Genomic DNA, 11458 nt, shown 5'->3' on the forward strand with positions numbered 1-11458 from the left:
TTAATATGCGTATTCTGTTCACCGGCGGCAGTGGCAAGGCTGGCCGTCATGCGACGGCTTATCTTCGCGACCAAGGTCACCGAGTCACTAATCTGGATTGGGTAGTCTCTGATGTACCCGGCATTACAACCCTGAAAACAGACCTGACCGACGCAGGCCAAGTGTTTAATGCCTGCCAGGCCTACGCCGGTTTTGACGAGCTGGAACCGGGCACTGGCGTGCCGCGTTATGATGCGATTGTCCACTTTGCGGCGATACCCGCCATTCTGCATCGACCGGACAACGAGACTTACCGCATCAATGCGCTAAGTACCTACAATATTCTCGATGCTGCCACCAAACTAGGCATTCCCAAGGTCATCTTCGCCTCCAGCGAGACCACTTATGGCGTTTGCTTTGCCGATGGCGAAAAGAAGCCGGAATACCTCCCCATTGATGAAGAGCACCCCACCGTGCCTCAAGATAGCTACGCCATGAGCAAGGTAGTTAACGAGGTAACGGCGCGCTCTTTCCATGCACGCTCGGGCATCGACATCTACGGCCTGCGCATCAATAACGTGATCGAGCCCCACGAATACCGCCAGAATTTTCCCGCCTATATGGAAGACCCCGCCCGACGCCGCCGCAATATTTTCGCCTACATCGACGCCCGGGATCTGGGCCAGATGGTGGATTGCTGCTTGAAAACAGACGGCCTGGGTTATCAGGTGTTCAACGTCGCCAATGACGATCTATCAGTGGGCCTGACCAACGCCCAAGTCATTGAGCGCTTCTACGCTGGGGTACCGATCAAGCGCGAGATGGGCGAATTTGAGACTTTTTACAGTAATGAAAAAGCGCGCCGTCTGGTCGGCTTCGCGCCGCGCCACTCCTGGCGTGATGAGCTGGAGCACTAGGTATCACTCATTTATCGGTACAAACACCGGCGCACCATTCACCTCTACCACCGCTAGCCGCTGGCGGTAGAGGCTTTCCAACGCAGAGGGCACCAGCATGCTATCTCGCGTGCCCCAGCACGCCTCGCCATTGGGATAGAGCAGTAAAATATGGTCGCACCAGCGGGCAGCCAGGTTTAGGTCGTGTAAGCACATAATGACCGCCTGCCCCTGGGCAGCCTGCTCGGCCATCAATACCATCACGGCACTTTGGTGGTGCAGATCCAGATGATTAGTCGGCTCATCGGCCAGCCACACATTGGGCGCCTGAGTCAGCACGGTGGCAATCGCAACGCGCTGGCGTTCGCCGCCGGAAAGTGTACTGACCAAGCGGTCACGGAGATGCGCTACATCCAGGCGCTCCAGGGCAGCTTCGGCACGGGCGTAGTCATCGGCGCCCTCCATCTGCCATGGGGATAGGTAGGGATGACGTCCAATCAGCGCGGTTTCCAGCACGGTCGCGGGAAAGCCATCCTGGCGATCCTGAAACACCACTCCCAACCGCTGAGCGACATGTCGGCGGCGAAGTTGACCAAGCACCGAGTCGTTGAGTTGAACGCTGCCTGAACGTGGAGCCTGTAACCCAGCCAAGGTATGTAGCAGCGTGGTTTTACCCGCTCCGTTAGGGCCTAACACGCCCCACACCTGCCCTGGCTCAATGGTTAAATTAAGCGGCGTATCGCCTTCGCGGCCGGGCACATCGATGATGAGTTCATGAGTAGAAAGTACGCTCATCAGCGGCTCCGGTAGAGCAGAAACAGAAAGGTGGGCACGCCCAACAGCGCAGTGATCACGCCAACGGGAAGCTGTTCCGGGGCGATCATGGTGCGGGCTAGTGTATCGGCCAACACTAACAGCGTGCCCCCCGCCAACGCGCAGGCGGGAAGTATCAGCCGCTGGTCGTTGCCTAACAGCAGGCGCAGCATGTGGGGCACCACTAAACCAACAAAGCCAATGCTGCCTGCGGTGGTCACTGCCGCTGCGGTGAGTAGGCTGGCGGCAATATAGATACACCACTCAAGCGGCCTGACCGCCACGCCCAGCGCGGCGGCCTGCTGAGGGCCACGGGCCAGCACATTCAGGCTACGCCCAAGCGGAATCAGTACCACGCAGGTAGCCAACAACAATAGCAGCGGCGGCCAAGGGGTACGCGCGTAGGAGAGGTCGCCCATCAACCAGTAGAGCATGCCCGGCAGGCGTTCGGCGGGGCTCATCGCCAGCATTAGGGTAATCACCGCGCCCCACCCTGCTGCTACCACCACGCCCGTTAACAGCAACCGCGAAGGCGTCCAGCCGCCGCTGCCGTGGGCCAAGCCAAACACTAAAAACGTCGAAAATAGCGCACCGCCAAATGCCGAACCCGAAATCGCCAGCCCGCCGAGCCCTCCCAGCATGGCTGCCAATGCACCAATAGAGGCGCCACCGGAAAGGCCAAGCACGTAAGGGTCAGCAAGAGGATTGCGCAGCAGCACCTGCATTAACGCCCCGGCTACCGCCAACAAACCGCCCACGGCAAACGCCGAGAGCGCCCTGGGTAAGCGCAGCTCCATCACCATAGTACGCGCCAACGCATCGCTCTCGCCTTGCCCTATATAACCAAGATTATCCAGCACCACTTGCCAAATTTGCGCCGGAGAAATCTGCGCACTGCCAACACCAAGAGAGATAATCAGCGCAGCCAACGCCGCTAGTAATAGCAGGCTAAGCGGCAACCCCAGGCGTGCGAGCATTAACGGCGTCCACGCTTTTGGCGCGCAATATCGAGCTTCTCACAGAGGATCTGGGTGCCCTCCATCAGCCGCGGCGTTGGCCGTTGGATCAGCGATGGCGGTACAAAGAAGAGGTTATCTTCTGCCACCGCCGTCAGGCTGGGGTACTGCTCCCAGTGGGTCAGCCAGTGGCGGTTCTCTTCGCCCATCCCCCCAGCCACAATCGCCTCAGGATTCGCTGCCAGCACGGCTTCATCGTCGATGCGTGGCACCAGCCGCGCCTGCTCGCCAAACACATTCTCGCCCCCGCACATCTCGACTACCTGGCCGATCAGGTGCTGGTCATTAACGCTCATTAGCGGCTCATCCCACACTTGGTAGAATGTGCTTACCGGGTCACGATCACGGTAGCGCGCATCAATTTCACCCATGGTCTGCCGAAAATTGGCGGCCACTGCCTGGCCGGCGGTTTCAGTACCCGCCAGCCGTGCCAATCGTTCAATGGCGCTGGCTACACCCTCTATATCCCGGGGCTCGATATAGAACACCGGCATGCCCAAGGCTTCGAGGGTTTCAAGCTGTTCGGCGGGGTTGCCGGTTACCCAGCCAATCACTAGATCAGGTGCCAACCCCACCAGCGTTTCTAAATCAATTCGGGTGTGGCTACCCACCGACGCCACCTGTTTGGCTTCCGGCGGGTAGTCGCTGTAGGAAACGACGGCGACCACTTGATCCCCTGCACCCGCAGCAAAGGTCAATTCGGTCGCACCTGGCGACAGCGTGGCAATACGCTGAGCAGCGTTGTAGAGGCAAACCTCACGGTCACGATCATCCACTGCACAGCGCGAGTGGTCATGGGCGTGGGATACCGACGACAGTAGCAGCAGCGCGAGGCCTAAGGCCCCGCGTACTAAGTAACTGCTTTTATTGACCAAAATGAACACTCAAAAATCCTGCTCGGCCAGCGTTAATATAGTTACGACTTGTTGAATACTCTTTATCAAAGGCATTTTCTAGCGTAACACGGGCCGTCCAGAGCGGCGCAAACTGCCATCCCGCCCGCAGGTTAACCAGCCCATAGCCACCTAAACGCTGAGTATTGGCGACGTTATCATAGCGGTGATTCTGCGCGATTAACGAGCCCCCCAGCGACCAATCGCCAAGCTCACGGTCGGCATCCAGACGCACACTTTGAGTGGCCCGACGGGCTAATCGATTACCGCTCTCTCGGTCTTCCGGATCCAGATAGGTAAAGGCGGCTTGCAGTGTCCAATCATTCACTTCTACACCACTGGCAAACTCCGCCCCACGAATACGCGCGCTGTTGATGTTCTGCGGCGCCCATAAACCACTCGACGTCGGCGCCCAGGCGATCAGGTCATCGTAGTCGTTTTGGAACGCGGCCAAGTCCCAGAACCACTGGTTGTATTGGCCGCGCACGCCCACCTCAACGCTTTCAGACTTTTCTGGATTGAGATCAGGATTCCCCGAATTCGGCCAATAGAGGTCATTAAAGCTCGGCGCTTTAAAAGCAGTCCCCATGCTGGCGCGCAGCGTGTGATAGTTATCTACTTGATAACCCAGCGCCAAACTGCCGGTAACTTCATCGCCATAGGCTTCGTTGTCGTCGTAACGCAGGCTGGCCTGAATGGCAAACGGCGAAAAGTCGAGCAGCCCTTGGGTAAACACAGCGGTGTTATCGCGGCTGGTGACATCAAAGTCGTTGGTGCTTGAAACGCGGTCTTCGCTGATTTCAGCACCAGCAATCAACTCATGGGCACCCAACTGAAGAGTGTTCTGCCAGCGGGCAGTTTGGGTGCGGGTATCAATGACGGAGGCACCGAAATTATCCAGCGTATCCAGCTCATCGCGGGCTTCGCTAAGGGTCAGGCGACTCTGCCAGGTATCGGTAACTGGCACCTCGCCGTAAACACCTGCCACCTGCTGGACGAAGTCATTCTCTCCATCGTCATATTCGTTGTTACCGCGAGCGCGCAGTGCCAGCACCCCCACCTCAGCACCACTCTCAAAAATATGTGCAACGCGGGCAAGCGCTGAGGTGTTGTCATACCCTTTGTCTTCACCGCCACGACGAATGGGTTGGCCATCCGTATTGAAATGGCTAGCGGCGAAGCTGTAGCGCGTGCCCCCTTCGCGGCCAGAAACACCTGCACTTAGCCGTTGGGTATTAAAGGAACCACCGCCGACTGAGACTCTCGGCTGCGGGCCCTCTTCGTCGCCATCAGGAGTAAATAGCTGTATTACCCCGCCAACGGCATCTGCACCGTAAAGGCTACCGCGGGGGCCGCGCACGATTTCTGCACGGTCAAACATGCGTGGGTCTAGGTACTGAAAAGCGGCGCCGCCCGCCGTGGCAGATCTCAGCCGAATACCATCGATCATCAACACGGAGGCATCGCTGGGCGCACCGCGTAGATAAACGCTGCTGTTTTTGCCAAAGCTGCCGTTGCTGGTGATATCAACGCCCGGCTGGCCGCGCAGAAGATCGGTCAGGCTGGTGGGGTCTTGGCGGCGAAAAGTGGCTGTGTCCAGCACGCTAACCGATGAAAGGCTTTCATTGGCAGTGCGCGGCGCTAACGCAGCGGTTACCACGACAGGATCAAGCGTGGCTAAATCAGTCGTCGCGGCGGCGTATTGGGCCTGGGCTGAAAAGGAGATGGCGAGTGGTAAAGCAGCCATGCTCAACGCCGCCCGTTTGGCGGTCGTGTGGAAACGGTGATTCATGGTGGGATCCCTTGCGCGTCGTGCTCACCCGCACAACGTGTTTTTGTGACCAAGCGCAGGGCACAACAAGGGAGTCACGGTCGCACCGAATGATCGTATTGCGCCACCGTTCATCGCCCTGGGAACGCCCACCGCGTCTCGGCATGTATCGGTTCAGGTTGAACCGTTACTCTCGGGCCGGTCTCCGGGCTGACGAGCGAAAGGCAGCATCTAACAATGCACCTTTCCGAACGACCACCTTCCCGTGCGTGGGCACAGTGGCGTCTTGGCCGCTCTTATCTCGATCACCGTTGCGGGGGCAGCGTTGGAATCACGCAAAGCGTTCACCAACTTCCCGTTTCACTAGCGGCGTTATCCACCGCCAGCACCTGAGAGTGGGCGTAAGCTAGCAACTTGCCCAAAGGAGGTCAATTGAAGTACGGCGCAAAGCGCGCCCAGCATAGCACTGACCGAGCTATTTAACTGCCATCACCAACCCATGCCGGACGTACCACACCTGTTCAGCCTGAGCAGTGGCATCCTGAACGAACCAGCCATTGAGGTCACGTAAGCGACGCTGTTCGGGCTGCATGGGCACAATTCCACGGCCAACTTCGTTGGCAATAATGATTAACTGTGCGTTTAGCGCTTCGGCGCGCTGGCAGAGTGCTGCCATATCGCTCTGCCACTGCTGGCGCTGGGCATCGGTATCGTCACGTTCAAGCGCAGCCCTAAGCCACTCAAGCACACCTGTGATAACCAGCGGCGTATTGGCTACAAGCGCTTGCTCGCTATCGCTGAAAGGCTTAGCAGCATCAAGCCGCCATCCGTTTGCAGTGGGAAAGCGTGCGGCTACAGCGTCTCGTTTGCCAGCGCAGGCACCGCCGATGAAGAGCTGCATTGCCATTCTCCTTGTCCATTCGCACCGGTGTAATAAGTGAGTTTCCAGCGCCTGCCTTGGGCCTGACTCACCGTGCCATCCCAGAAATGAATGGTTTCAAAACGACGGCGCAGCTCGCGAATCACGCCGCCGTGGGTCACTGTCAGTACCTTTTTATGGTCACCCGCTTGGGCATTAGTCGCAACATCGTGCAGCCAAGCATCCAAGCGCTCGCGTAACTGTGCAGCCGATTCTCCACCAGGGATTTGCAGCTCGCCCACGCTGTCAATCCAGGCGCGATAATGGGGTAAATTCTTTAGCTCGTCGTAAACCTTGCCTTCGTACTCGCCAAAATCGAGCTCGCGCAGGCGTGGTTCAAGCGTAAGGGGCACGCCTGGTTTGGCGACTTCCGCCCACTTCAACGTTTGCTGGCAGCGGTTAAGATCGCTGGAGTAAATAGCATCAAAACGCTCATCCGCTAGTGCCTCACGCAGTGCCAGCAATCCTGCTTCGGCATCGGGGAACAGCAGCGGAATATCTTGCTGACCTTGATAACGACGCTCTAAATTCCAAGCGGTGATACCGTGGCGAACTGCCACCAGCTCCACACTAAGATCAATAGCCAAAGCTCCCCTCCTTCAATGGTGGCGCCTACCATATCGCCGTTGATGCCGTTAAACAGTCGCAACATAAACCAGCGCATAAGTACCACAAACACAATGACCGTTAGCCCTATCAATACGACTGGCGGGGCTAACAGCGCGACAACTGCCAACGGAACCAACGCCAGTGCCACGTCCTGGCCGCTAAGCGACTGCTGCCAGCTCCAAGCCAGGCCCTTCGACTGGGCGCAGGGGGTCAGAACCAGCAAGGCAACGCCCCCCCAACGCCCAAGCGCGGGCACCACCAGCAGCCACCAGAGCGGCGCTTGATAGGTGAGCAATGCCCATAGCAGCACGCCCTTCCAGGCGAGCAGAAACAGCAGCGCCAGCATTCCAAAACTGCCGATTTGTGGGTCTTTCATAATCTCCCAGCGGCGCGCCAGCGGCTGATTGCTGCCCAGCGCATCGGCGATATCCATCACGCCATCCAAATGCAGCCCACCCGAGAGCGCCACCCACACGCTTAATATCACCAGCGCGGTGATCGGCGTGGGGACGTTGCGCATCGCAAATGCTAGCAGCACCAGCACGCTGCCGATCAACAGGCCCACCAAGGGGTAGGCGCGCACCGCCCAGCGGCGGGTATCGGGCGTCCAGGGAACGGCTATTGGGACTGGGATCCGGGTCAGAAACTGCAGCGCCAGCAGGAGACCGAACAGAGCATTCTTTACAGCACCCTCTTTCACAGCACTCTCTTTCACAGCAGCTTCCCGTGGTTTTTCCATTCGATGGCGCAGCCTGCGACCACTTCTAGCACCGAGTCCGCTTCTGCCGCTAGCGAGCGGTGAGCGCGCTGAAGAAACGCCAGGTAGCGCCAGGTTTGCGTATCAGTGGGCGGCAGCGCTTCGTTAATATCGTTAGAGACAATCACTAGATAAATACTGCGCGTGCGAGCATCCGATAACATCCTTATCAGCAGCTCCATACCCCCGTCGTCGCTAAGTTCACTGCCATACAGCACTTGGCTGGCCCATAGCGTTAAGCAGTCCAGCAACACCGCGCTGCCATCGGGCACCTCGGCCAGCGCTTGATCTATATCCACAGGCGCCTCTAGCGTTACCCAGCGAACGGCTTGCCCGTGACCGCTCCTAGCTTGCTGGTGTCGTGCCACTCGCTCAGCCATCTCTGCGTCGTATACGGCTGCGGTCGCTAAGTAATAACACGGTGAGCTACCCGCCGCCTCCACTACTTGCTGTTCGGCAATATCACTTTTGCCGGAGCGTGCGCCGCCGCTAACGAAGACAATCATGCAGTACCTTTTTCAGCACATTAACTAGCCGTCGGTTGGCAGGTTCGTCACGCAGCGCCACTCTCAGCCATTCGCCATTAAGCCCGGCAAAATTGTGGCTATGACGCACTAAAATGCCCTGGCGCAGTAGCTGCTCAAATAGCGCATCCGTGGTGATTTCCTGCGTAGCACTGGGGCGGATCAGAAAAAAACACGCCTGGCTGGGCACAACGTCCAAGCCCAACTCGGTAAGCGCTTGCGCCACACGCGGCCGTTCGCTGGCCAACCACCGCTGGGTGCGCCGGGCAAAGGCATCATCCGTCAGCAACGGCGCCACTAGCTCAGCCGCCAAGTGATTAACACTCCAGGCTGGCTGGCAAGTCTCTGCGGCCTTGATCGTTGCCGCCTCCGCCAGCATATAGCCCAGCCGCAGCCCTGGCAGGGTATAAAACTTGGTCATGGAGTGCAGCAGCGTCAGGTGCGAATAGCGCGCCAACAGCGGAGCCATAGAGGCCTGCTGGGGCGCCTCGCCTACCATGTCGATAAAGGCCTCATCGACGACCACATGGCAGCCAATGGCTGCGCTGTGATCTAACAGAGTTTCCATTGCGGACATATCAATTAGCGTAGCGGTAGGATTATTGGGGCGGCATAAAAACAGCACCTCAATACCGTTAAGCCCTGCCAACAGCGAAGCAATATCCAGCGTAAAGTGCGGCGCGGGCAGTGCGATCTCAGTGACGGAGAGCCGATGGGCACGACAGGCGCGGGCATACTCGCCAAAACTTGGGGTAATAATCGCCGCCCGCTTGCCTGCATGCAGTGCGGCAGCCAGGAAAATCGCCTCAGCGCCGCCGTTGGTCAGCAGCACTTGTTCGGGCTGAAGCTGGTGGTGGGCGGCGATGGCCTGACGCGCAGTTGAATAGTCCGGCGCGGGGTAGCGTTCAAGACCTGTCAGTTGCTTAGTCAGCCAATCGCTCACCCACGCCGGAGGCCCCAAAGGGTTGAGGTTGGCGCTAAAATCTTCCAGACGGTGATCGGCGGGCAAACCAAAGTGCGCTAATAGCGCCTCGGCTTGGCCGCCATGCCTGGGCCATGGAGAGCTGGGCCACATAGGTTGACTCATAGTAGCCCCTTAAATATGAATAATATGCTCGCTATGACCACCACTGACAGCACCATAAACAGTATCCAGGCGCCGTGCATTAAGCGCACCGTGGCCGTGATATGCGTGACCTGCAGCACTTCAAGCGGCTCACCTAGGGTAGCGCGCTGAGACACCACACCTTGATAGACATTGGTGCCACCCAACTGAACACCGAGTAGTCTTGCTACCATGGCCTCCGGCCAGCCAGCATTGGGGCTTGGATGACGCGGCGCATCGCGACAAGTACTGCTCAGTGCGCCTTTCCAGCGCAGCTTCAAAACGCCTGAAACATCCAGTAGCAGGCCAGCGAGCCACAGGCATAGCGCGGTTAAACGTGCGGGTATCCAGTTGGCCATGTCGTCCAGCTTTGCGGAGGCAAAACCAAAATCGGCATAGCGTTGGTTTTTGTAGCCTACCATCGAATCCAGAGTATTCACCGCCTTGTACGCCAGCGCCAGCGGTGCTCCGCCAATCAGGGCAAAAAATAGCGGCGCGGTAATGCCATCAACAGTGTTTTCCGCCACGGTTTCCACCGTGCCCCGGGTAATTTCCGCTTCATCCAAGCGTTGCGTATCGCGCCCGACTATCATTCCCAGTGCCTTGCGGGCGGCAGGCAAATCGCCTTGAGTAAGCGGCTGGATTACGGCGCGGGCCGCATCGCCCAAGCCTTTAATCGCCAGCGTAGTCGATAGCAGCCACAGCTCGGCGATCAGTGCTACCCCAGGGTGCACTCGTTCTAACAGCGCCAGCACCAGCCAGCTAATCCCCCATACGCCGCCGACGACAATAATGGTCAGCAGAAAGCCACTAACTCTGCGCTGCTGCGCCGTGCCGCGATTCCACAGCCGCTCAAAGGCGCTAATAAAGCGCCCTATCAGCACCACCGGATGCGGTATTGAGCGTGGGTCACCAACGATTAAATCAATCATAATCGCTAAAGCGATCAGCGCTACGCCCGTTATTGTAGCGCTTGCGCTCATAGCTTATCCTTATCGCTAACGCCAGCATCGTTAAAGGTCGCCATCTCCGCCGCCATCGCTGTCGCTGCCTTCAGTAACGGATACGCCAGCGCAGCACCACTGCCCTCACCTAGCCGCATGCCCATATCGAGTAGCGGCTTAACCCCTAAAGCACTTAATGCGACTTCATGCCCAGGCTCCTGGGAGCGATGACCAAAAACAAGGTAGCCGCGCGCCGCGGGGCAGAGTCGGCAGGCGGTCAGCGCGGCCACTGTGGCAATAAAGCCATCCACAATGGCTGGCATCCGATTGGCCGCTGCTGCCAAATACGCGCCGGTCATGGCAGCAATTTCCAGGCCACCCAATTTGGCAAGCACCGCCAAAGGGGCGTGGGGGTCAGCGCTGCGCGCAGCGATAGCGCGTTCAATCACCGCCACTTTGTGCGCCTGCTGCTGGGGATTAATGCCGGTTCCCGCACCCACTACGCTTGCGACTGACTCACCTGTTAGCACTGCTAATATCGCGCTGCTGGCGGTGGTATTGGCAATGCCCATTTCACCGACAATGAGGCATTTTGCGCCGGCCTTTTTTGCCCTTTCAACGGCCGCCACGCCCGCATCAATTGCCTTAATGACGTCAGCCGATTGCATGGCGTCTTCTTCCACCATATTGGCAGTGCCATGGCGCACTTTAGCAGCGGTGACCCCGGCCATTGTTAACGTCACCGCCACGCCAACATCGACTATCTCAACCAGCGCCCCTATTTGCCGAGCAAACACATTAATGGCTGCCCCACCGTTGGCGAAGTTAGCCACCATCTGGGCGGTCACTTCTTGGGGAAAGGCGGATACCCCTTCGACGGCAACGCCGTGATCCGCAGCAAACACAACCACCGCAGGCGGCGTTACGCTGGGCTTGGGCTCACCGGTGATGGCACTCAGCTGTATCGCCAACGCTTCCAAGGCCCCCAAACTCCCCGGCGGCTTGGTGAGCGTATCCAGGTAGCGTCGCATCGCTTCACCGGCATTGAGATCAAAGGGCTGAATGTGGTCAACAATAGCGTGCATGCAGGCTCCGGCTTACTAGGGGTCATCAAACATTCAAAGGCAAAGCGCAAAATGGTAGCAAAAGCCTGGGTGCTATACTTGCTATTTCCTCGACAGGTCTTCCACCCTGTCAGGGGCTTATGGCTTTTTTGAGGCTGTGAGCGTGGC

The 11458-nt window shown here is 58.3% G+C and carries 12 protein-coding genes and 1 riboswitch; of the genes, 1 reads left to right on the forward strand and 11 read right to left on the reverse strand.

Annotated elements, in window-relative coordinates:
- Nucleotides 1-5: 5 nt before the first annotated feature.
- Nucleotides 6-896, forward strand: coding sequence for an NAD-dependent epimerase/dehydratase family protein (locus tag OM794_RS13005; RefSeq protein ID WP_226249331.1), 891 nt, complete (start codon nt 6-8; stop codon nt 894-896).
- A 3-nt stretch (nt 897-899) separates the two neighbouring features.
- Here OM794_RS13005 and OM794_RS13010 read toward each other — a convergent pair whose 3' ends face one another.
- The 11 genes from OM794_RS13010 to cobT all read right to left on the reverse strand — a co-directional run bounded on the left by OM794_RS13010 (nt 900) and on the right by cobT (nt 11311).
- Nucleotides 900-1670: an ABC transporter ATP-binding protein gene (locus OM794_RS13010; RefSeq protein WP_226249332.1), complete on the reverse strand. Its 771-nt coding sequence runs from the start codon at nt 1668-1670 to the stop codon at nt 900-902.
- Nucleotides 1670-2665, reverse strand: coding sequence for a FecCD family ABC transporter permease (locus OM794_RS13015; protein ID WP_226249333.1), 996 nt, complete (start codon nt 2663-2665; stop codon nt 1670-1672). The genes OM794_RS13010 and OM794_RS13015 overlap by 1 nt, the downstream gene beginning before the upstream one ends.
- Nucleotides 2665-3588 carry a cobalamin-binding protein gene (locus OM794_RS13020; RefSeq protein ID WP_226249334.1) on the reverse strand — a complete coding sequence of 308 codons (924 nt, stop codon included), beginning with the start codon at nt 3586-3588 and terminating at the stop codon, nt 2665-2667. The genes OM794_RS13015 and OM794_RS13020 overlap by 1 nt, the downstream gene beginning before the upstream one ends.
- Nucleotides 3569-5389 (reverse strand): TonB-dependent receptor domain-containing protein, encoded by a 1821-nt coding sequence (locus OM794_RS13025; RefSeq protein WP_226249335.1) that lies wholly within the window; start codon nt 5387-5389, stop codon nt 3569-3571. Before OM794_RS13025 ends, OM794_RS13020 begins: the two co-directional genes overlap by 20 nt.
- A gap of 157 nt (nt 5390-5546) precedes the next feature.
- Nucleotides 5547-5776, reverse strand: a riboswitch (cobalamin riboswitch).
- Between the two features lie 67 nt (nt 5777-5843).
- A complete protein-coding gene (locus tag OM794_RS13030; RefSeq protein WP_226249336.1) occupies nt 5844-6269 on the reverse strand; it encodes a bifunctional adenosylcobinamide kinase/adenosylcobinamide-phosphate guanylyltransferase in 426 nt (141 codons plus the stop codon).
- Nucleotides 6221-6874 carry a histidine phosphatase family protein gene (locus tag OM794_RS13035; RefSeq protein ID WP_226249337.1) on the reverse strand — a complete coding sequence of 218 codons (654 nt, stop codon included), beginning with the start codon at nt 6872-6874 and terminating at the stop codon, nt 6221-6223. The genes OM794_RS13030 and OM794_RS13035 overlap by 49 nt, the downstream gene beginning before the upstream one ends.
- Nucleotides 6811-7611: an adenosylcobinamide-GDP ribazoletransferase gene (gene cobS / locus OM794_RS13040; RefSeq protein WP_226249338.1), complete on the reverse strand. Its 801-nt coding sequence runs from the start codon at nt 7609-7611 to the stop codon at nt 6811-6813. Before cobS ends, OM794_RS13035 begins: the two co-directional genes overlap by 64 nt.
- Complete coding sequence (locus OM794_RS13045; RefSeq protein WP_226249339.1) at nt 7608-8159, reverse strand: bifunctional adenosylcobinamide kinase/adenosylcobinamide-phosphate guanylyltransferase; 552 nt, start codon at nt 8157-8159, stop codon at nt 7608-7610. Before OM794_RS13045 ends, cobS begins: the two co-directional genes overlap by 4 nt.
- Nucleotides 8143-9264, reverse strand: coding sequence for a threonine-phosphate decarboxylase CobD (gene cobD / locus OM794_RS13050; protein WP_226249340.1), 1122 nt, complete (start codon nt 9262-9264; stop codon nt 8143-8145). Before cobD ends, OM794_RS13045 begins: the two co-directional genes overlap by 17 nt.
- Nucleotides 9261-10265, reverse strand: a complete 1005-nt coding sequence (cbiB, locus tag OM794_RS13055) for an adenosylcobinamide-phosphate synthase CbiB (protein WP_226249341.1) — start codon at nt 10263-10265, stop codon at nt 9261-9263. Before cbiB ends, cobD begins: the two co-directional genes overlap by 4 nt.
- Nucleotides 10262-11311, reverse strand: coding sequence for a nicotinate-nucleotide--dimethylbenzimidazole phosphoribosyltransferase (gene cobT / locus OM794_RS13060; protein ID WP_226249342.1), 1050 nt, complete (start codon nt 11309-11311; stop codon nt 10262-10264). The genes cbiB and cobT overlap by 4 nt, the downstream gene beginning before the upstream one ends.
- Nucleotides 11312-11458 lie beyond the last annotated feature (147 nt).

Source organism: Halomonas sp. BDJS001 (assembly GCF_026104355.1).
Classification (GTDB): domain Bacteria; phylum Pseudomonadota; class Gammaproteobacteria; order Pseudomonadales; family Halomonadaceae; genus Vreelandella.